23 protein-coding genes and 1 tRNA gene are annotated in these 21303 nt (G+C 50.3%); 4 read left to right on the top strand and 20 right to left on the bottom strand.

What is annotated here, in order from left to right; translation table 11 throughout:
• Positions 1-16: 16 nt before the first annotated feature.
• The 10 genes from EBB_RS06055 to rpsU form a co-directional block, all read right to left on the bottom strand.
• Positions 17-913 carry a CPBP family intramembrane glutamic endopeptidase gene (locus EBB_RS06055; protein WP_192392892.1) on the bottom strand — a complete coding sequence of 299 codons (897 nt, stop codon included), beginning with the start codon at positions 911-913 and terminating at the stop codon, positions 17-19.
• Positions 910-1638 carry a 16S rRNA (uracil(1498)-N(3))-methyltransferase gene (locus EBB_RS06050; protein WP_192392891.1) on the bottom strand — a complete coding sequence of 243 codons (729 nt, stop codon included), beginning with the start codon at positions 1636-1638 and terminating at the stop codon, positions 910-912. Before EBB_RS06050 ends, EBB_RS06055 begins: the two co-directional genes overlap by 4 nt.
• A complete protein-coding gene (locus EBB_RS06045) occupies positions 1638-3008 on the bottom strand; it encodes an adenosylmethionine--8-amino-7-oxononanoate transaminase (protein ID WP_192392890.1) in 1371 nt (456 codons plus the stop codon). The genes EBB_RS06050 and EBB_RS06045 overlap by 1 nt, the downstream gene beginning before the upstream one ends.
• Before the next feature lie 53 nt (positions 3009-3061).
• A complete protein-coding gene (gene ahcY, locus EBB_RS06040) occupies positions 3062-4354 on the bottom strand; it encodes an adenosylhomocysteinase (RefSeq protein WP_192392889.1) in 1293 nt (430 codons plus the stop codon).
• Positions 4355-4373: 19 nt separating this feature from the next.
• Positions 4374-5534 carry a methionine adenosyltransferase gene (metK, locus tag EBB_RS06035; protein WP_171697380.1) on the bottom strand — a complete coding sequence of 387 codons (1161 nt, stop codon included), beginning with the start codon at positions 5532-5534 and terminating at the stop codon, positions 4374-4376.
• 68 nt (positions 5535-5602) lie between these two features.
• Positions 5603-5679, bottom strand: a tRNA-Ile gene (locus EBB_RS06030).
• A 33-nt stretch (positions 5680-5712) separates the two neighbouring features.
• Entirely contained in the window at positions 5713-7524 is a 1812-nt protein-coding gene (rpoD, locus tag EBB_RS06025) for an RNA polymerase sigma factor RpoD (protein WP_192392888.1), read from the bottom strand.
• Positions 7525-7600: 76 nt separating this feature from the next.
• Positions 7601-9340 (bottom strand): DNA primase, encoded by a 1740-nt coding sequence (gene dnaG / locus EBB_RS06020; protein ID WP_192392887.1) that lies wholly within the window; start codon positions 9338-9340, stop codon positions 7601-7603.
• A gap of 15 nt (positions 9341-9355) precedes the next feature.
• Complete coding sequence (locus EBB_RS06015) at positions 9356-9805, bottom strand: GatB/YqeY domain-containing protein (RefSeq protein ID WP_192392886.1); 450 nt, start codon at positions 9803-9805, stop codon at positions 9356-9358.
• An 8-nt stretch (positions 9806-9813) separates the two neighbouring features.
• On the bottom strand, positions 9814-10047 hold the full coding sequence (gene rpsU, locus EBB_RS06010; protein WP_020483611.1) for a 30S ribosomal protein S21: 234 nt from the start codon (positions 10045-10047) through the stop codon (positions 9814-9816).
• A 104-nt stretch (positions 10048-10151) separates the two neighbouring features.
• Here rpsU and tsaD point away from each other — a divergent pair, with 104 nt between their 5' ends.
• A complete protein-coding gene (gene tsaD, locus EBB_RS06005) occupies positions 10152-11162 on the top strand; it encodes a tRNA (adenosine(37)-N6)-threonylcarbamoyltransferase complex transferase subunit TsaD (protein ID WP_192392885.1) in 1011 nt (336 codons plus the stop codon).
• On the opposite strand, the gene plsY is transcribed toward tsaD, so the two are convergent.
• Positions 11163-11735, bottom strand: coding sequence for a glycerol-3-phosphate 1-O-acyltransferase PlsY (gene plsY, locus EBB_RS06000; RefSeq protein ID WP_192392884.1), 573 nt, complete (start codon positions 11733-11735; stop codon positions 11163-11165).
• 89 nt (positions 11736-11824) lie between these two features.
• Between plsY and folB the strand changes: the two genes are divergently transcribed.
• Together folB and folK are read left to right on the top strand one after the other, a co-directional pair.
• Positions 11825-12178, top strand: a complete 354-nt coding sequence (gene folB / locus EBB_RS05995) for a dihydroneopterin aldolase (RefSeq protein ID WP_192392883.1) — start codon at positions 11825-11827, stop codon at positions 12176-12178.
• 2 nt (positions 12179-12180) lie between these two features.
• Complete coding sequence (gene folK, locus EBB_RS05990) at positions 12181-12663, top strand: 2-amino-4-hydroxy-6-hydroxymethyldihydropteridine diphosphokinase (RefSeq protein ID WP_192392882.1); 483 nt, start codon at positions 12181-12183, stop codon at positions 12661-12663.
• Between the two features lie 13 nt (positions 12664-12676).
• Here folK and EBB_RS05985 read toward each other — a convergent pair whose 3' ends face one another.
• Both EBB_RS05985 and EBB_RS05980 read right to left on the bottom strand, forming a co-directional pair.
• On the bottom strand, positions 12677-13408 hold the full coding sequence (locus EBB_RS05985; protein WP_192392881.1) for a pteridine reductase: 732 nt from the start codon (positions 13406-13408) through the stop codon (positions 12677-12679).
• Positions 13409-13708, bottom strand: coding sequence for a hypothetical protein (locus EBB_RS05980; protein ID WP_306790059.1), 300 nt, complete (start codon positions 13706-13708; stop codon positions 13409-13411).
• 163 nt (positions 13709-13871) lie between these two features.
• Between EBB_RS05980 and EBB_RS05975 the strand changes: the two genes are divergently transcribed.
• Positions 13872-14282 (top strand): hypothetical protein, encoded by a 411-nt coding sequence (locus EBB_RS05975; protein WP_192392880.1) that lies wholly within the window; start codon positions 13872-13874, stop codon positions 14280-14282.
• 37 nt (positions 14283-14319) lie between these two features.
• Here the strand turns inward: EBB_RS05975 and EBB_RS05970 are convergent, their stop codons facing one another.
• The 7 genes from EBB_RS05970 to pip all read right to left on the bottom strand — a co-directional run bounded on the left by EBB_RS05970 (position 14320) and on the right by pip (position 21257).
• Positions 14320-14673, bottom strand: a complete 354-nt coding sequence (locus EBB_RS05970; protein ID WP_192392879.1) for a DUF2782 domain-containing protein — start codon at positions 14671-14673, stop codon at positions 14320-14322.
• Positions 14674-14835: 162 nt separating this feature from the next.
• Positions 14836-16242: a hypothetical protein gene (locus EBB_RS05965; RefSeq protein ID WP_192392878.1), complete on the bottom strand. Its 1407-nt coding sequence runs from the start codon at positions 16240-16242 to the stop codon at positions 14836-14838.
• 79 nt (positions 16243-16321) lie between these two features.
• Complete coding sequence (locus EBB_RS05960; RefSeq protein WP_192392877.1) at positions 16322-16606, bottom strand: hypothetical protein; 285 nt, start codon at positions 16604-16606, stop codon at positions 16322-16324.
• A 77-nt stretch (positions 16607-16683) separates the two neighbouring features.
• On the bottom strand, positions 16684-18699 hold the full coding sequence (tkt, locus tag EBB_RS05955; RefSeq protein ID WP_192392876.1) for a transketolase: 2016 nt from the start codon (positions 18697-18699) through the stop codon (positions 16684-16686).
• A gap of 150 nt (positions 18700-18849) precedes the next feature.
• Complete coding sequence (hxlA, locus tag EBB_RS05950) at positions 18850-19497, bottom strand: 3-hexulose-6-phosphate synthase (RefSeq protein WP_192392875.1); 648 nt, start codon at positions 19495-19497, stop codon at positions 18850-18852.
• 222 nt (positions 19498-19719) lie between these two features.
• Positions 19720-20301 carry a UbiX family flavin prenyltransferase gene (locus tag EBB_RS05945; protein WP_192392874.1) on the bottom strand — a complete coding sequence of 194 codons (582 nt, stop codon included), beginning with the start codon at positions 20299-20301 and terminating at the stop codon, positions 19720-19722.
• 11 nt (positions 20302-20312) lie between these two features.
• A complete protein-coding gene (gene pip / locus EBB_RS05940) occupies positions 20313-21257 on the bottom strand; it encodes a prolyl aminopeptidase (protein WP_192392873.1) in 945 nt (314 codons plus the stop codon).
• Positions 21258-21303: the final 46 nt, after the last annotated feature.

Here is a 21303-nt window from a genome sequence, read left to right as displayed (position 1 = left end):
GGTATGGGGTTTTGATCTAATCGCCGCGTGCGGCTTTAGCTTGCCACTGGGTCCACACCCCATAAACAATTAGCGCCGATACCAACCAGCTACTGACCAAAGGACCCACCACACCATCGTAATAGGTGTTGACCAGAAACAGCGAATCGGCTTGCAAATTGACGTTGAACAAATCTCTGCTCACCTTAATTTGCCACACCCAAGCAGCATGACAACCGATACACAGACCCAGACTTTGCGGCGCTCGGCTTCTGAGGATTGCTAAAAACACGCCAACCACAAATAAAGCCAACAAGGCGCTGATTATCTGCGGATTTAACCAGTTGGCAAAAGCTTCGGCCATTAATTTTAAACCACTGCCCGGCGTTAAATCGGCGTAAACCAGTTGCGACTTACTTTTTAAAAAATGTAGCGCCGCATAATAGATGGAACTGATGGTTACGGCAGCCATCATTGACATTTTCCGACGTAAAGCACCCAGCAGCAGGCCGCGAAATAGCATTTCTTCGCCGACCGCAATCAGCATCGCAAAAAACAAACCCAATCCGATTTTTTCGGCTATTTTACCCACGGTCCAATGCCGGGTATCGTCCCAGACATGAACATCCAGCCAATACAGCGTCAATAGCACCGGCAGCAAGGTCAATAAGCCCAAAGCCAAACCATGACCCATTTGTTTGAAAAATATCACTCTGGGAGCAAATCCCAAATCCGCCCAACTGAATTGCAGATAGTTCTTTAACGGAAAAATACTCAGCAGCAACAGCACCAAGGTAATTTTGCTGATGACTTTTGCCAACGGCAAAATATCGCCGGCAAGCCACAGCAAACCGTACCCCAGCATGCTCGCCATAGTGGCCGCGATGACCAATAGGAGCAAGGGCGCCAAGGCGTAGACAAGCCAGCGGATCAACGAAAATCTCCCCATAAGGTTTGCACAGCGGTCAATGCTGATAACACTGCGGTTTCGGTACGCAAGATCCGGGCCCCCATCCGCACCGGAATAAATCCCGCTGCCTTGGCAATTTGTCGTTCTTGTTCGCTGAAGCCGCCTTCGGGTCCGGAGAGCAAGGTAACACTTAGATTTTCCGGGTTCAGGTCCGCTAGGGATTGCTCGGCATAAGGATCGAGAAACAAGCTTAATCCTTGCTGTTCGCTCACCCAATCGCTTAAGTGGGTAATCTCGCCAATTACCGGACAATAAGTTCTTCCGGATTGCTCGGCTGCGTGCTGCACAATATGCTGCCAATGCTGCAAGCGTTGCTGTTTTTTATCGTCGTTGAATTTGATCACGCAACGCTCCGTTACCAAGGGCGTTAAGCGCGTGACACCCAGTTCAACGGCTTTTTGTACCGCCCAGTCCATTCGGTCGCCACGAGAAATACCCAAACCCAGATTGATCGCCAGCGGTGATTCGACATTACGCTCAATAAACTGCTCGATTTCTACCCGCACGGTCTTGCGGCTGACTTCGCTGAAACTACCCAGATATTCTCCGCCGTGGCCGTTAAAAAGCACGATGTTCTGATCCTGCTTTAAGCGCAACACACTGCGCACGTAATGGGCCGCATCGTCATCCAATTCGATGCGGCCGCCCACATTGAGCGGCTCAGCGACATATAAACGCGACACTCGCATTAGTCCTGCACCGCCAGTTGGATACCGTGCCAGGCCACATCTGCCATCAGTTGTATCTCCCGCTCGTTGATCACATAAGGCGGCATGAAATAAATCACATTCCCCAAGGGCCGCAGCAACACGCCGCGACTCAAAGCATAGCGATAAACTGCCAAACCGCGTCGCTGCTGCCAAGGATAGGCTTCGCGCGTATGCTTATTTTTGACCAATTCGATAGCGACGATCATGCCGGTTTGCCGTACTTCGGCGACATTAGGATGCTCCTTAAATCGCTCTACGGTTTTAGTCATCAGCCCCGCCAAATACCGATTATTAGCGATCACATTTTGCTGGTGAAATATCCCCAGCGTCGCCAAGGCCGCCCGGCAGCCCAATGCGTTGCCGGTATAGCTATGCGAGTGTAAAAAGGCAGTGAGATTCTGGTAGTCGTCGTAAAAAGCTTGATAGACCTGATTGCTGGTCAAGACCGCTGACAAGGGTAAATAACCGCCGGTTAGCCCTTTGGATAGGCAGATAAAATCCGGGCTGATTGCCGCTTGCTCACAGGCAAACATGGTTCCGGTGCGACCAAAGCCCACTGCAATCTCGTCCGCGATCAAATGCACTTGGTATTTGTCGCAGGCTTCACGTAGTAATTCTAGGTACACCGGATGATACATGCGCATACTACCGGCGCACTGTACCAGCGGCTCAACAATCACCGCGCAAACTTCATCAGCGTGTCGCGCCAAGGCTTGCTCCATGGCGGCGAAACGGCGAATCGAATAAGCTTCCCAACTTTCGCCGTCTTCACGATGATAGCAATCCGGGCCGGCTACCGTGATCACATCCATCAACAATGGCGCGTAGGTTTCCTTGTATAAAGCCACATTCCCAACCGCCAAAGCCCCCAGGGTTTCGCCGTGATAGCTGTTTTCCAGCGTAATAAATTTGGTTTTTTGCGTTTGTCCGAGATTACGCCAATAATGAAAACTCATCTTCAAGGCGATTTCTACCGCAGACGAGCCATTATCTGCGTAAAAACATTTATCTAACCCAGGTGGCGTGATTTCCACCAGTTTTTCGGCCAGTTGTAGCGCGGCCTCATGAGTAAACCCGCCGAGGATGACATGCTCAAGCGTCTCAAGCTGATCTCGAAGCGCCTGATTGATAACGGTATTGGCATGACCGAACAGATTTACCCACCAGGAACTAATCGCGTCCAGATAGCGGTTACCTTCAAAATCTTCCAACCAGACGCCTTGGCCCGATTTGATCGGAATCAACGGCAACGCATCCGGCGCAGAGGCCCGAGGATCGTGGTCTTTCATCTGACTACACGGGTGCCAGAGCACGGCGAGATCTCGCTGAACGATAGTTTGATTATTCATAGCTTGCATAAAAAAGGGGCTTGCGCCCCTTTTCTGTTGGATTGACCCAATCCTTAGTAACGATAATGATCCGGTTTGTAGGGACCTTCCACCGGCACATTAATATACGCAGCCTGTTCTTTCGTCAATTCGGTCAGCTTTACACCGATTTGCGCCAAGTGCGAACGCGCGACTTTTTCATCGAGTTTTTTCGGCAGAACATAAACTTTGTTTTCATAGCTGGACGCATTGGTCCAAAGCTCAATTTGCGCCAACACTTGATTGCAAAACGAGTTTGACATTACGAAGCTAGGATGACCGGTGGCGCAACCCAAATTGACCAAACGCCCTTCCGCCAACACGATAATGCGCTTGCCGTCAGGGAAGATCACGTGATCGACTTGTGGTTTGATGTTCTCCCAGGTGTAATGACGCAAGGACGCAATGTCTATCTCTGAATCGAAATGGCCGATATTACAGACGATAGCCTGATCGCGCATGGCTTTCATGTGATCGTGAGTAATTACACCAACGTTGCCGGTAGCCGTAACGAAGATGTTAGCAATAGCCGCCGCTTCGTCCATCGTCACCACGCGATAACCTTCCATTGCGGCTTGCAAAGCACAGATTGGGTCAATCTCGGTGATCAAAACAGTCGCACCCAAACCGCGCAGCGATTGCGCACAACCTTTACCGACGTCGCCATAGCCGCAGACTACGGCAATTTTGCCGGCTACCATCACGTCAGTGGCCCGTTTGATGCCATCGACCAAAGACTCGCGGCAACCGTAAAGGTTGTCGAATTTGGATTTGGTAACCGAGTCGTTGACGTTAAACGCCGGAACTTTTAATGTGCCTTTCGCCACCATTTCGGTCAGACGCAACACGCCGGTGGTGGTTTCTTCGGACAAGCCTTTCACATCCTCCATCAATTCGGGGAAGTTATTGTGCATCATGGTGGTCAGGTCGCCGCCATCGTCCAGAATCATATTCGGACACCAGCCGTCAGGGCCAAGAATGGTTTGTTCGATACACCATTCCGCTTCCGCCTCGGTTTCGCCCTTCCAGGCAAAAACAGGGATTCCGGCAGCGGCTATCGCAGCGGCAGCATGATCCTGAGTGGAGAAAATGTTGCAAGAGGACCAGCGGACTTCCGCACCCAGCGCCGTCAACGTTTCAATCAGTACCGCTGTTTGAATAGTCATATGCAAACAACCGGCGATACGCGCGCCTTTTAATGGCTGTTGGGCGCCGAACTCGGCGCGCAAAGCCATCAAACCCGGCATTTCGGTTTCAGCGATATTAATTTCTTTACGACCCCATTCAGCCAGGGCTAAATCGGCAACTTTGTAATCGGCTTGGCTCATAATGTTTTCCTGATCCTGATTAAATACCGGCCGCATCTTTCAATGCTTCTGCTTTGTCGGTTTTTTCCCAGCTGAAGCTGGCTTCGTTGCGACCGAAATGACCATAAGACGCGGTTGGGCGATAAATCGGTTTTAACAAATCCAATTGGGCAATCAAGCCCTTGGGCCGCAAGTCGAAGTGCTCGCGAACGATTTGCACCAAGCGTTCTTCTTCGATTTTGCCTGTACCGAAGGTTTCGATACTGATGGAAGTAGGCTCAGCAACGCCGATCGCATAAGACACCTGGATTTCGCAGCGCTCTGCTAAACCTGCTGCAACAATATTTTTTGCCACATAGCGTCCCATATAGGCCGCGGATCTATCCACTTTTGATGGATCTTTACCGGAAAACGCGCCACCACCATGACGGGCCATGCCGCCGTAGGTATCGACAATAATTTTACGACCGGTCAAACCGCAGTCGCCCACGGGACCGCCGATGATGAACTGGCCGGTCGGATTGATGAAATACTTAGTATCTTTGTGCAGCCACTCTTTCGGCAAGGTCGGCAGGATGATTTCATCCATTACCGCTTCTTCCAACTGTTTTCCGCCTATTTCTGGAGAATGCTGAGTAGACAGAACGACCGCGTCGATGGCGACCGGCTTGTTGTTTTCGTAACGAAAAGTCACCTGGCTTTTTGCATCCGGACGCAGCCATGTCAGAGTTTTATTCTTACGCACCAAGGCTTGTCTCTCAACCAAGCGATGCGCATAGGTGATGGGAGCAGGCATTAACACGTCGGTTTCGTTGCTTGCATAACCGAACATTAAACCTTGGTCGCCAGCACCTTGTTCGTGATTTTCGGATTCATCAACGCCCATCGCGATATCGGCCGATTGTTTACCGATGGCATTCAATACCGCGCAGCTATTACCGTCAAAACCGATTTCGCCGTTGTCGTAACCAATTTCGCAAACTACTTTTCTGACCAATTCTTCGGTATCCACCCAAGCATTGGTGGTAATTTCGCCAGCCAAAACCACCATGCCGGTCTTCACTAATGTTTCGCAGGCTACCCTGGAACGCGGGTCTTGAGCCAGCAAGGCATCAACAACAGCATCGGAAATTTGGTCAGCAACTTTGTCCGGATGGCCTTCCGAAACAGACTCTGAGGTAAAAAGGTAGTTTTTATTCACGGTTACACCCTCGCCAAAATTAAAACTTGCGCGTATAAAAAAAGGCCGCGCAAACGGCCTGTTATCTGTGGTGGGCCCTGTAGGACTTGAACCTACGACCTGCCGATTATGAGTCGGAAGCTCTAACCAACTGAGCTAAGGGCCCTTAATTATCTAGCCTAAGAACAATGAAAACGCCTTACTCGCCGTCAAGAAAACATCTCAACTGCTCTGATCTGGAAGGATGTCTTAATTTCCGCAGCGCTTTTGCTTCGATCTGCCGAATCCGCTCGCGGGTCACGTCAAACTGCTTACCAACCTCTTCCAGCGTATGGTCGGTATTCATGTTGATACCGAAACGCATACGAAGCACCTTGGCCTCTCTAGCTGTCAAGCCCGCCAATACATTCTGAGTAGACTCGCGAAGGCCGGCGATTGTAGCAGACTCTACCGGCGAAAGCATCTTGGAGTCTTCAATAAAATCACCCAAATGCGAATCTTCGTCGTCACCAATCGGTGTTTCCATTGAAATCGGCTCTTTGGCAATCTTCAACACTTTGCGAATTTTGTCCTCGGGCATTTCCATACGTTCAGCCAATTCTTCAGGCGTGGCTTCCCGACCCAATTCTTGCAAAATCTGTCTGGAGACGCGATTCAGCTTATTAATGGTCTCGATCATATGCACCGGAATACGAATAGTTCTGGCTTGATCAGCGATGGAACGGGTAATCGCCTGGCGGATCCACCATGTTGCGTAGGTAGAAAATTTGTAGCCGCGTCGATATTCAAATTTATCCACAGCCTTCATCAGACCAATATTGCCTTCCTGAATCAAATCCAGAAACTGTAAGCCGCGGTTAGTGTATTTTTTGGCAATAGAAATAACCAAGCGCAAATTGGCTTCGATCATTTCCTTTTTAGCTCGCCTGGCTTTAGCCTCCCCTAAGGAGATGCTACGACAAATACTTTTCAGGACAGCAATGCTCAAGCCGTAGCGAGACTCGATATCGGCCAATCGCTGCTGTGCTGCCCTAATATTGTCACGGTGACTGCTGAAAACCTCGGAAAAATTAGGCCTCGCAGCGATAAATTGATCCAGCCACTCAAGATTAGCCTCATTCTCTGCAAACGCGTTGATAAAGTCCTTACGCGGCATTTTTGCTTTCTTGACGCAAACATCCAGGATGAAACGCTCTTCTTCGCGAATAGCTGAAATCAACTCCTCAGAAATGGATACCATTTTTTTCAAATACTGCGGCGTCCATTTAAACTCGCAAAATATTTCGTCTATCGCATCGAACAGTTTTTCAGTTTTATCATGGCCGTAACCATGTTTTTTAACTGAGGTTGTTGCAGCTTTTAAAGCTTTTCTGAGCAAATCGACTTTTTGCTTAACTTCTTCGTAATCGACTGTTTTGCTCTCTTCTTCAGCATCCTCAGCAGGCTCTTCAATTTCGATACCGCTGACGTCAATGTCCTCAACCTCAGTGAGATCGACAAAACCCAACACCAAATCGTTGAGCCGCACGCCGGAGTCTTCAACCTGAACGGAATCAAAGGCGTCGATAAAAGTCTCGACAATAAATCCAGATCGAGCGATGGCCCCCACTACTTGGCGCTGCCCCTCTTCAATCCGTTTCGCAATTTTTAATTCTTCCTCACGAGTCAACAACTCGACCGAACCCATTTCGCGCATATACAAGCGCACAGGGTCGGTGGTTCGACCGAACTCGCTATCGACAGACGCCAAGGCAGCGACTTCAGCCACTTCCTCATCATCATCTGCAGTGACTACGGCATCTGAGGTTATCAGCGAGTCATCGTCATCCGGCGCCACCTCGTAAACCTGAATCCCCATATCATTGATCATGCCGATAATATCGTCGATTTGCTCGGGATCGATAATATCGCTAGGCAAATGGTCATTGACTTCCGCATAAGTTAAATAACCCTGCGCCTTACCTTTTGCTATCAGTTGTTTCAGTTGGGATTGCTGTTGTTCTTGATTCATTCTTTACTCACAATACGTTTTCAGCACCAAGCGCCGCAGAACAGGAAATTGTAACGGCAAAAATTAATGCGGTCACCTAAGCCTTATCCCTTAAAAGCTTCCGCAGTACCTCTTTTTCTTCAATCATTAAGCCCTCTCGACTCTCCTTCTCGATCAATCGGGTTAGCATCGCTTCCTTGGCCTGTTTACAAAGTTGTTGCAACGCACCACAAAACTCAGACTCTTCCCCACCTTCTGGCACATCGAGATTCAAACTAGCCAAAGCTTTTACAGCTTTTTCCTGAGATGTTCCTCGGAAAGACTCCAACAAGATGGCGCTATTTTCCGGCTTTTCAAGGGCAATCCGCTGCAGCACCTCTCTTAATAACTCCACCCCGGCAAAACTCAGATCATCCAGCACGACCCCTTCACGCTCAATCAAGCCTGCAAAATGCGGGTGTTGAAGCAACAACCCTAAGACCTTGCGAGCCAAACTGATTCTTGGCGAGGGAATGACTTTTTTGCCAACATTAAATTTAGCCTTAAGTCTAGCCTGATTTTCGACAACATCCACGGCAATTCGGGAACCCGACAACTCTTGCAAACGGGCAAACATCATTTCCCTAAAAAAACCGGCAGGAACCTTTTCCAGCAAAGGTGTTGCCGCCGCCAGCAACTGAGAGCGCCCCTCAACGGTCGCCAACTCCAATTGACCGACAATATTCTCGAAAAAGTAATCCGACAAGACCCGCGCATTATCAATTCGTTCCATAAACGCGGATAAATTTTCAGCGCGCAACAGGGAATCCGGATCTTGCCCCTGCGGCAATAGCATTATTTTGATTTGTCTGCCGTCACGCAAACAAGGCAAAGCAGCATCGGTAGCCTTCCAGGCCGCCTGCCTGCCAGCATTGTCACCATCGAAACAGAACACCAATTCGGAGGTAAATCGGAACAATAAATCAATTTGTGCTTTGGAAGTTGCAGTACCCAACGCAGCGACCGCATTGGAAATACCAAACTGAGCCAGGGCAATCACATCCATATAACCCTCTACCACCAGTATCCGACCGGGCTTACTATTCTTTTCTAAAAGCTCACAAAGCCCATAAAGCTCCTTACTTTTAGAAAAAACAACAGTCTCCGGCGAATTAAGGTATTTTGGCAAAGAATCATCCAATACTCGGCCGCCAAACCCGACTACTCGTTTCCGCTTGTCTCGAATCGGAAACATCAACCGCCCACGAAAGCGGTCGTAAACCTTGCCGTCATCCCTGACCACCAGCATACCAGCCTCGATCAAATCCGCTTGATCGAAACGCGCCACCAGGGCGTCCCACTTATTTGGCGCATAACCCAAAGAAAAATCCCGCGCCACCTCGCCGCTGACGCCTCGGGCTTTCAAATAATCTACAGCTATACTACCCTCGGCATTTCCGCGCAATTGCTCGGCGTAAAACCCGGCAACTCCCGCCAACACCTCGTAAATGTGCGACACAGCCTTTTTATCCGGCTGCACAGACTCGCCATCAATCAACTCCCTAGGCACATCCACGCCAGCAAAGGCCGCCAAATCTTCGACCGCCTCGACAAAGCCAAGATGACTAAACTCCATCAAAAAGCCGATTGCGTTACCGCTGGCTCCGCACCCGAAGCAATGATAAATCTGCCGGCCGCGATTGACTGAAAAGCTAGGAGTTTTTTCGGTATGGAATGGGCAGCGCGCCGTAAAATTGCTGCCGGTTTTTTTAAGGGGAACGCGCGAATCGATTAGATCGACAATATCGACCCGCACCAAAAGATCATCTATAAACTGACGAGGTATCCTGCCGGACATGTTACCGACAAGATATTAAGCGATAAAACAGGCCTTGATTCTCGCACTGACATTCGCCATGTCAGCTCTACCTTGCATTTGCGGCTTAAGCAACGCCATCACGCCACCCATGTCTTTTACCGATGTAGCGCCGACTTTAGCGACAGCATCGGCGACCATGCCATCGATTTCAGCATCGCTAAGCGGTTGCGGTAGAAAATCCTGAATAACCAACACCTCAGCCTCCTCAATTTCCGCCAAATCGTTGCGACTGGCATCGCGGAATTGCTTGATGGACTCGCGCCGCTGCTTAAGCATTTTATCGAGCACAAGGATGATTCGCTCATCGCTTAGCTCAATACGCTCATCGACTTCAACCTGCTTGATAGCAGCCAAAATCATGCGAATTACGCCCAACCTCGCCTTTTCGCCGCCTTTCATCGCGGCTTTCATATCGTCCGTGATACGCTTTTTTAACGCATCCATTGTCTGCCTTAAATTTGTGGACGACCGCGACGCAGATTTTTCAGCGCATAACGTTCACGAGCCAGCTTTTTCAAATGACGTTTAACTGCCGCAGCACCTTTGCGTTTACGCTCGGTGGTTGGCTTCTCATAAAACTCGCGGCGGCGTACTTCAGCCAATACACCGGCTTTTTCGCATGCACGCTTGAAGCGACGAATCGCGATGTCAAAATGTTCGTTCTCTTTAACTTTAACTGATGGCATTATCAATAATCCGATTTATGTTAGTATCTTTTGACGCTATCGGCGATAGCAAGCCCGCCGAAAACGGCCGATTATACTCATAAAATTCTTTAATTCAAAAACTAATGTATGTTTTAGGCATAGAAAGCTCTTGCGACGAAACGGCTGTCGCCATCTACCAGCCCAGCAAGGGCTTAATTGCACACACCTTATACAGCCAAATTGCCACGCACGCCGAGTATGGTGGCGTCGTTCCCGAACTAGCCTCAAGAGACCATATCCGCAAACTGGTTCCGCTAATCAGAACGGTATTAAAAGAAGCCGAATTAACCGCCAAAGACATTGAGGGCATTGCCTATACTGCAGGCCCCGGCTTGATGGGGTCTTTATTGGTCGGGGCCGCTACCGCCCAAAGCCTGGCCTGGACTTGGCAAATACCCGCTATCGCCGTGCACCATATGGAAGGACATTTATTGGCGCCGATGCTGGAAGATAATCCGCCCGCCTACCCTTTCGTCGCATTGCTCATTTCAGGCGGCCATACCATGCTTATCGAAGTCCGCGCGATTGGCGAATACCGCTTACTCGGAGAATCGCTGGACGATGCCGCGGGCGAAGCTTTCGACAAAACCGCAAAGCTGTTAGGCCTGGACTATCCCGGCGGCCCCAAATTGGCTGAGTTAGCGCGCAAGGGCCAGAGTCGCTTCAAATTCCCCCGACCGATGACCGACAGACCAGGATTGGAATTTAGTTTTAGCGGCCTGAAAACCTTCACAATGAACGCGTTGCATGCCACCGAGCAAAATGAGCAGGACAAAGCGGATATCGCTTTCGCATTTCAACAAGCCGTCGCGGAAACATTAAGCATCAAATGCAAACGGGCCTTACAACAGACGCAGTTGAAAACACTGGTGGTGGCCGGCGGCGTTAGCGCCAACCACGAAATTCGAAGACAATTACAACAGATGGCCGTAAAAGAAGGAGCGGAAATACGCTTTCCCCGTCCGGAATTTTGCACCGATAACGGCGCCATGATTGCCTATGCGGGATGCCAGCGCTTAATGGCCGGGCAAACCCAAGACCTGGAGATTTTTGCCCGGCCGCGCTGGCCGATGGAGCAGCTAATCAGCCTTTGATCAAGACTCTTGCCCAGCCAGCAGCCGCTGAATATTGCTTTTATGCCGCCACAGCAAAATCAGAGAAATAATGGTAAAGGTAGTGATCAAATTGACATCGCCGACAATCAGCCAAACATACAGCGGCGTTAATGTTGCCGCCACCAAAGCAGCCAACGACGAAATTTTGCCTATTTTGTAAACGACAAACCAAGTGGCGGCCACCACCAATCCCAATAGCCAAGCAACACCGAGCGTCACGCCCAGCGACGTTGCCACACCTTTGCCACCTTTAAATTCAAAAAAAATCGGATAAAGGTGCCCCAAAAAAGCGGCAAACACGACCAAGGACAGCACCAGACTATCGACAGCCAAGGCCTTCGCCAACAACACCGGTAATAGCCCTTTTAAAGCGTCACCAAGCAAAGTAATCGCCGCAGCCTTTTTACCGCCGATACGCATAACATTGGTTGCCCCCGGATTACCGGAACCGTTTTCCCTAGGATCCGCCAAGCCCATCATCTTACAGACGATAATCGCACTAGACACCGAGCCGGTTAAATAAGCCAAAGGCACCAACAACCAATCCATCATTTAATCAACCTCTCGTCAATACTTGTACAGCGGCGCTATTTACTCGATACTGCCGCCTCTTCAAGAAATATAATAACCGGAAAGCAACGATGGACATCATCTTTTTAGGCGGGCTTGAAATCGATACCGTGATAGGTATTTACGAATGGGAAAGGAAGATTAAACAAAAAATCATCCTGGACATTGAAATGGGCTTTGACATCCAAAAAGCCGCCGCCAGCGACGACATCACACACACACTGGACTATAAAGCCGTTTCGGATCGTGTTGTCAGCTTTGTCGAGCACAGCGAATTTTACTTAGTAGAAAAGCTGATAGAAGAAATTGCCGGCATTTTACGCAGTGAATTTGCGATTCCGTGGGTAAAGATCACTCTAAATAAAAAAGGCGCCATTAGCCGCGCTCGTGACGTCGGCATCATTATCGAACGCGGCGAAAGATAGTCATGCCTACCGGATATATCAGCATTGGCAGCAATATAGATAAGGAAATCCACATTCCGTCGAGCCTGCTCGCGCTACGCGAATTATTCGGAGAACTGACCATTTCCAGCATCTTCGAAAGTGAACCGGTAGGCTTTGTTGGAGACAGCTTTCATAACCTAGTCGTGCAATTCGAATCGATACTATCCGCGAAAGAAGTCGCCAAATTGCTGAAGCAAATCGAACTGGACCACGGCCGTAGCAGGGAAAGCCAAAAATTCTCTGCCCGAACCCTGGATTTGGACTTGATTTTGTACGGCGACCAAATTATTAGCGACGGCAGACTGCAAATTCCGCGCGATGAAATAGAGGATTATGCCTTCGTACTGGAGCCTTTAGCGGAAATTGCGCCAAACGCCACTCACCCGATAAGCAAACGTTCTTACAAAGATCTGTGGCAAGATTTCGACAAGCGCGATTTACGCCAAACCAAACTCGAGAAATAACGCTCTGCAACCTTTAACGAAACAGAGTCCGCCCACCATCCACAGTCAATACTTGGCCGGTAATATAATCGGCGCTGCCAACCAAAAACCTTACTGCTTTGGCAATATCGTCTGCTTCGCCTCGACGCTGCAAAGCCACTTTTTTTAAGATTTCCACCCGATCCGCTTCAGCTACATCTTGTTCCGGCCATAAAATAGCGCCCGGAGCCACCGCATTAACGCGAACTTCCGGCGCCATTTCCCTGGCCAATATCCGCGTCATCGCCACTAAGCCGGCTTTAGTCACGCTGTAAACCGGAAAGCCCGGCAAACCGGTCTCGGCGTGAATATCAGCGATATTGACCACACAGCCCTGCTTAGCTTTTAGTGACGACCACAACGCTTGCGACAAAAAAAACGGCGCTTTCAGATTGCTAACCATGGTCAAATCCCAGTCCTGTTCCGTCACTTGCCCAAGGGGCACGGATTGAAACAAGGACGCGTTATTCACCAAAACATCGACACCATCCCATTCAGCCTGCGCATCTTCGGCCAACTTCTGGACGCCACTGAACACCGATAAATCGGCGCTTAATACCCTTGCTGAATCGGCACGCACGCCATTCAACTCGGCAGCTAAACGCAAAGCGTCTGCATCGGAGCGGTTGTAATGCAAAATCACATTACAACCCTCACCGTGCAGTAAGCGGGCACACGCCGCACCGATGCGTCTTGCCGCACCGGTTATCAGCACATTTTTGGGCATTTATTGACCAGCGGCCGACAAACTGGCTATCAATTTTTTTCTAATCAGATAGCAAGCTGCCAGTGCGACGAATACAGGTAATTGGGTAAGCAAAAACTCCGTCACCGAATGCTTGGTTACCATGCCGGCCAAAGGCACCACAATCAGCATTTTGGATAACCACCAAGTCAGCCAATACCCTATCAGACCAATCACAGACCAATTAATTAACGGGCCGCCATGATTTTTCGCCGCCATGTAAAACCAAACCAAGGTCAAAATACCGCATAACTTAGCCAGAAATAACATCTTCTCCCCCATTTTATTGTTGTTAATATGCAAACCAAACCGTAACGCAATGTAAACCAATCCCGGCAGAAAGATCAAATCAATACCGTCAGACCGTTTATCGCTTGCACTTCAAACTTGCAGGCTTAGAACATATAATCGCCGCCATCCTAAAACAAGAACATGAGGAATACCCATGCGCACACGTCTTTTTGCCATAGCATTATTAACCATCGGTTTCGGCAATTCCGCTTGGTCGCAATCCACACCAAGTCATGGCGGTCACGGCGGAGCGAGCGGCGCAGAGGGCAGCGGGTGCATCAACGCTAAAATTAGCCGCTACACGCCGGAACATTTAGCCACAGTCAAACCAGGTTCGGAGTTTTCATTTGCGGTTTCCGGCAGCAATGGGCCGGGCCACATTCATGTCAGCATTAAACAGCAACCTGTCGCGGTTCAAATTGAAGACAAGGACACGTTCTATTTGGTGAAAGGCAAACTGCCTGACGACCTTAAAAATACGGTCGTCAGAATCTCGGTAAAAGCCAAGGCAAAAGTCAGTAAATGCGATGCGGACGGCGGCTGGTTGCTAAAAATTGCCGAGTAATCTCAGATGCAATATTGGGAGGATATATTCAATTAGATCAATTGAAATCCCATTCAAACAAAGTCCACTTGTTGATATTGGTGTTTTCGTCCAAATCATTTTTTTTCACATCCATCTGCTCGTCGCCGTTGGTATCCAGCATGTAGTAAGCCGGACCAACCTGAGGCTGGATTTTCACCATGTATAGTTTGCCGTTGCGGCGAAACTCCTGAATAGTGTCTTTGCCTTTACGAATAATGGTAATGTCGGGCTCCATCTCTTCCCCCGACTGCACCGGAGCCGGCAAATCAGGCGGCTCCGGAACCGGCACCAATTCATTGGCATCAGGGCCTGCGGCAAAAGCAAAGATCGGCAAAAACAGCATCAAGCTAAAACCCAATAAACGAGACATCAAGATCCCTGCAAAAAATTTGAATGTGGGCGGTCATGATAATACAGATTCGGCAAAGCTGTATAAATCACTGGCTTGCCGACCCCCTTCGACGCACTAAAACCAGCAGACATAAAAAAGCCGGCACTTCCAAAAGGAAGTGCCGGCTTATTCAAGTAGGTACTAAGCTTGTTTACGTAAGTATTTCTCTACCCCGGTAGTTCTAGCCACAACCTCATCCTTGGACTGCAAGGCTTGCTTTGCCATGTAACGTGCCACACCCGACACGCCAGGCGCATCCTTTGCTAGCGCGTCCTGTTTGGACATGTATCTGGCTACACCAGTGAGTTCTTTTGAATCCTTATCCAGCAACTCATGTTTAGTGACATATCGGCTAACCGAGCTCAATTCGGCAACAGGTTTTTGCGCTAATATTTGCTTGGCTAAATACTTGCTGACACCAGTAGGCGGCGGCAGTTGTCTGGTCAATATTGCTTGCTTGGCAAGGTAACGGGCAACACCGGTTAAAGGCTCTGCCTGACTTTGCAATTGCAACTGTTTAGCCAGATATTTGGCAACACCGGTTGGCTTTGGCGCTTGTTGGGCAGACGCAGCCTGCCTAGCCAGGTAACGCTCTACTGCGGAACCCTCAAATGCCAATTCCTCGGCCAATTCTTGCTGGGCATTTTGTTCTTGATTCAACTGGGCCTCCGCTTTTTCCTGTTGCGCTAGCGCTTCCGCCGCAACATATCGTGCAATCAAAGCCGCAGCAGCCGCTTTTCTATCCGCCGCCACCTGCTCCGCCAAAAATTTAGCAACGCCAGTTAAAGGTGCTTGCTCTTTCAATAAGCGTTCCTGTTGAGCGACATACTTAGCCACACCGGTTACTAATGGCGCATCTCTTGCCAACAAAGCTTGCTTGGTAACGTATTTGCTCACACCGGTTGCGATTGGCGCTTCTTTTGCCAATACATCTTGCTTCAATACGTATTTGGCAACACCGGTAACCAATGGCGTCGAACCGCTCTGCATATTTTGCCGAATGACGTATTTGGCGACATTGGTCACCACATGGTCTTCCCGATCATTTTTGGTAATGTATTTAGAAACCCCTGTCACCGGTGCTTCTTTAGACAAAATCGATTGCTTGATCAGGTATTTCGCTACCCGAGTAACCGGATTTGCCTGTTGTTGAATCAAGTATTTATCAACACCCGTCGCAACCGGCTCGCTCTCGATTACGTCTTCGACAACCTCTTCCACTACTTCGGCAACTTCTTCAATTTCTTCAATTTCTTCTTCTACCGCTTCCTCTACAACCGGCTCCACGACAGCCACCTCTTCGACGGGTTGCCGGGCTTTTTCCAATTGTGCTTGCAAGGCTAAATATTTCGCCACCCCGGTCAACGGCTGGCCGTTTTCATCCAACTCCGGCTTAGGCGGCTCAAGTTTTTGCAGATAACGGGCTACACCGGTCAATTGCGCGTCTTCGCTGTCGACACGAGAATAAGCTTCCGACCGACTATCACGACTGCTCGAATTGTCGAACAAAAAGCCGAATAAGCTATTCATCAAACTGTTTGTTGCCATTTGAGAATACTCCTGAATGTAATAATTGTTATGTGTCTAGACGACGAGTTCATCAAATTCACGGTATAGCCTAAAAATACTAGGAACCCGCTGCGCTGAATACTACTTTAGGCTGAAAGTTAGCTGCCGGATACTTGGCGTCAACTTCTGAGGTCGGCTCATGCTTTGCTTCGGCGCAAGGCGCACTAGCATTACTGGTAGCGGCGACCGGAGAGCTAGCCTTGGCTACTTCAGCAATAGCCGGATCTCTATAGAGAACCTTAGGTTGAAAATCCGCGGCAGGATATTCCTGGGCACTGGCAACAGCCGATACGGTCAACAGCAAGCCCATTAAAAACTTCTTAATCAATTGCGTGTTTATCATGATTCCACCTTACTCTATTGATTAAAGACGGGCCTGTCGGCAACCTCGTCACCGACAGGCCCTTTACTTAGCGCCTATTAAAGCACAGCTTCCACATTAGCGACGACATTGTCCACGGTAAAGCCGAACTCTTTGAAGAGTTGACCTGCCGGGGCCGATTCGCCGAAACGGTCCAATCCTACGACTCTACCCGCGCTGCCGGCATATTTCCACCAGCTGTCGGTTACTCCCGCTTCTACCACCACGCGCTTGGTAACGCTTGGCGGCAATACGCTGTCTTTGTACGCTTGGTCTTGCGCTTCAAAGACATTGGTCGATGGCAAGGACACCACGCGGATGTTTTTGCCTTTGGCTTCCAGCGCTTCAGCGGCTTTAACCGCCAATTCCACTTCAGAACCGGTGGCAATGATGATGGCATCCGGGGTACCGGCGCTGTCTTTCAGGATGTAGCCACCTTTACTGATGCCGTCAATCTGGGCTTGGCTGCGCGCCATGTGCGCCAGGTTTTGCCGGGAGAAGATCAGGGTGCTTGGCCCGTCAGTGCGTTCGATCGCGGCTTTCCAGCACACGGCCGACTCGACGGCGTCGCAAGGACGCCAGACCTGCATGTTCGGAATCATGCGCAGGGTGGCGGTTTGTTCGACGGGTTGGTGAGTCGGACCGTCTTCGCCCAGACCGATGGAGTCGTGGGTGTAAACGAAGATGGTCGGAATTTTCATCAACGCGGCCATGCGCAGGGCGTTACGGGCGTATTCCGAGAACATCAGGAAGGTCGCGCCGTAGGGTTTGAAGCCGCCGTGCAGGGTGATGCCGTTCATGATGGCGGACATACCGAATTCACGCACGCCGTAGTAGACGTAGTTGCCGTCGAAGCCGGGTTGGTTGACGTCTTTACAGCCGGACCACAGGGTCAGGTTGGAACCGGCCAAGTCGGCAGAGCCGCCCAGCAGTTCGGGCAATAAGGGACCAAAACCGTTCAGGGTATTTTGTGAGGCTTTGCGGCTGGCGATGGTTTCGCCTTTTTCGTTGACGGCTGCGATGAAGGCGTTGGATTTATCCGCCCAATCGGTCGGCAGTTCATTTTTGATAACCCGACGTTCGAATTCGGCTGCCAATTCCGGATGTGCCGCTTTGTAAGCCGCAAATTTGTCGTTCCAGGCGCTTTCCAGACGGGCACCTTTGGCGTTGGCATCCCAACCGGCTTTGATGTCGGCAGGGATTTCGAACGGCGCATGCGACCAACCCAGGTTTTCACGGGTCAGAGCGATTTCGGCTTCACCTAAGGCCGCACCGTGGCATTCTTCTTTGCCTTGTTTGTTCGGCGAACCAAAACCGATGGTGGTTTGGCAGCAGATGATGGTCGGTTTGTCGGTGACTTTTTTCGCCGCTTCAATCGCCGCTTTGACAGCGTCGGCGTCGTGGCCATCGACTTTAGGGATGACGTGCCAGCCGTAGGCTTCAAAGCGTTTTGGCGTGTCATCCAGGAACCAGCCGGCGACGTTACCATGACCGCGGACTTCGCCGTCGATGGAGATGTTGTTGTCGTCGTAGAAGGCGATCAGTTTGCCCAATTTCATGGAGCCGGCCAATGAGCAGGCTTCGTGGGAGATCCCTTCCATCAAGCAGCCGTCACCCAGGAAGACGTAGGTGTGGTGGTCGACGATATCGTGGCCCGGACGGTTGAATTGGCCGGCCAGGGTACGTTCCGCCAAGGCGAAACCGACGGCATTGGTGATGCCTTGTCCCAAGGGACCGGTGGTGGTTTCAACGCCCTCGGTGTAACCGTATTCAGGGTGTCCTGGGGTTTGCGAATGCAGTTGGCGGAACTGTTTCAGTTCTTCGATCGGCAGATTGTAGCCGGCCAAGTGCAACAAGGAATAAATCAGCATGGAGCCGTGGCCGTTGGACAGAATGAAGCGGTCGCGGTTGGGCCATTTAGGGTTGCTGGGGTTGTGTTGCAGAAAATCGTTCCACAATACTTCTGCGATGTCAGCCATCCCCATCGGGGCACCGGGGTGCCCGGAGTTGGCTTTCTGTACGGCGTCCATGCTAAGTGCGCGGATGGCGTTCGCTAAGTCTCGGCGCGAAGGCATGTTTGGTTCTCCTTATGAATCTGGTAGTGCGAGCCGGCCTCATAATCGGCCGTGCCCGATAAAAACTGGGGGTTATAACGAACGAAAGGACGAGTGGCGTTAACCACCCGTCCTTATATTTCCTAACAAATAGGAATTGCCAAAGCTGGCTTATGCAGCAGCAGCGTCAACCAGTTCGCGGATTTCGCGAGCAGCTTCAGCAGGTGAAGGCGCGCCATAGATAGCAGCACCAACAACGATGATGTTAGCGCCTGCTTCAACGACTTGTTGTACAGTCGCTTGTTTGATACCGCCGGCAACAGAGATACGCACATTCAAGCCCAAACGAGCGATGTCGTTCAGATCAGTAAATGGCGTGTGACCAGCTGCTTGCGCGTCCAGACCGGTGTGAATACCAACGATTTGAGCGCCCAATTTAACAGACTCTCTTGCGCAGTCTGCTTTGTCGGCTACGTTGATCAAGTCGATTTGAGTTTCAGCACCGTGTTTTTTCGCCGCTTTGATAACGCCTGCGATAGTGGCCAAACCGGATACACCCAATACGGTGCAGATGTCCGCGCCAGCAGCATAGAAAGCACCGGCTTCGTATTCGCCTGCGTCCATGGTTTTCAGGTCAACCAACAACAATTTGTCTGGGTAACGTTGTCTCAGTTCTTTAACCAGGTTGATACCGTTGTACTTGATGCAAGGTGTACCAATTTCAAAAATATCAACATAAGGCGCTACTTGATCAGCCAATGCAACGGTTTGGTTGAAATCCAGTGAATCCAACGCCATTTGAATTAATGGTCTTGCCATACTAATGTGCTCCGATTGTTATAGTTACAGTTATTGTTTTTAAGACCCACCCCCCAACCAAAACACCGTTTTCAGGCCTTTAAGTCGAGAGCGCCGCAAGCCTTTGTCGATGGGCAGTTTTCGCGAGTGCGGCAACTCTAAATCAGAATAAGGCACCCTGTCAATTGAAGAGCGACTATTTACCCAGTAAAAACCTTGCATTCAGTCCGGACTGACAAAAACTTAACCGTCCAAACCCGTCCAAGGCTTGAATAGCCCCGTCGCGTCCACCCCGAACATATCCAGGATTCGCCCCACACCCTCATCAACCATTGCCCGCACGGAATCGGTCTTGTTGTAAAAAGCCGGCATCGGCGGATAGATAATCCCGCCCATTTCCGTGACGCTGGCCATATTGCGGATATGCGCCAAATTTAACGGTGTCTCGCGGGGCACCAGCACTGTTTTGCGGCGCTCTTTCAATGCCACGTCCGCCGCCCGGGAAATCAAGTTATCACCAAACCCGTGCGCCACTGCAGCCAGGGTTTTCATCGAACACGGCGCAATCACCACACCCTCGGTCTTGAAAGAACCGCTGGCAATACAGGACGCAATATCGTTTATGCCGTGCGTGACATCCGCCAATGCATACAAAGCAGCCCGATCCATATCCAGCTCGTATTTCAGGTTAACCAAGCCGGCGGACGATACCACCAGATGCGTTTCCCAATCGTCTCGTTCCCGCAGTATTTGCAGCATCCTGACGCCATAAATGGCCCCGGTGGCGCCGGTCATACCGATGACCAGTCGTTTTTTATTGCTCATAATGCCCTTGTCTACGCTAAAAGCTTGGCCATTTCATCCGTCGCGGACACCAACGCATCGATCATCTCATCGCCTCGCGCAATGTGGCCGGCATTCGGCAGCACGACGTAACGCGATTGCGGCAACGCTTGATGCAGGCGCCAGCCGGCCTCCACAGGACAAGTCAAATCGTTTCGGCCGTGAATGATGATCGTCGGTATCGAATGTAAATCGGCACAGTTTTCCAGGATTTGATTTTCGCGGATGAAATAGTCGTGTATCGCATAAGACAATTCCATTTTTACCTGGCGCAGCATCTGCTCGCTAACCGATTCCATACTTTCCAAATAGTCATTGCCCAGCGCCACTTGTCCGCTCCAGGCCTGCCATTGCTGAGCAGCGTGCTTAGCGGCTTCCTGATCGGCACCAAAAACAGCCTCCACCAATCGCTCCAAGACATTGGCGTCCGGCAAATTGGGCAAGTTATCCAACAAGATCTGCCAACGCTCGGGGTAGATTTTATTGACGCCATCACCCAGAAACCACGCCATATCGGCCTGCCTCGCTAGAAACACACCGCGCAAAATCATGGCCAACACCTGAGCCGGATGCTGCTGAGCATAAAGCAAAGCCAACGTGCCGCCCCAGGAACCGCCGAATAGCAACCATTTTTCAATCCGTAATTGCGTGCGGATACGCTCCATATCGGCCAGCAAATCCTGAGTGGTATTACCTTGCAATTCGCCAAACGGCTCGGATAATCCGCAACCGCGCTGATCCATCAGGATAATGTTGTAGCACTCGGGATCGAAAAACCGCCGATGATCCGGTTTGGTGCCTGAGCATGGTCCGCCATGCAAAAAAATCACCGGAATACCGGCCGGATTGCCGGATCGCTCGACATAGACGCGATGCTCGCTATCGGTTTCCAGAAAAAAGGTATGGAACGGCGAAATGTCCGGATAGAGGGTTTTCATTGTTTTTCATCCATAAAAAAAGGGAAGGCTGTGACACCTTCCCTTT

Source organism: Methylomonas fluvii, from assembly GCF_014850975.1.
Taxonomy (GTDB): Bacteria; Pseudomonadota; Gammaproteobacteria; order Methylococcales; family Methylomonadaceae; genus Methylomonas; species Methylomonas fluvii.
This window is presented reverse-complemented; position numbering and strand designations above follow the sequence as displayed.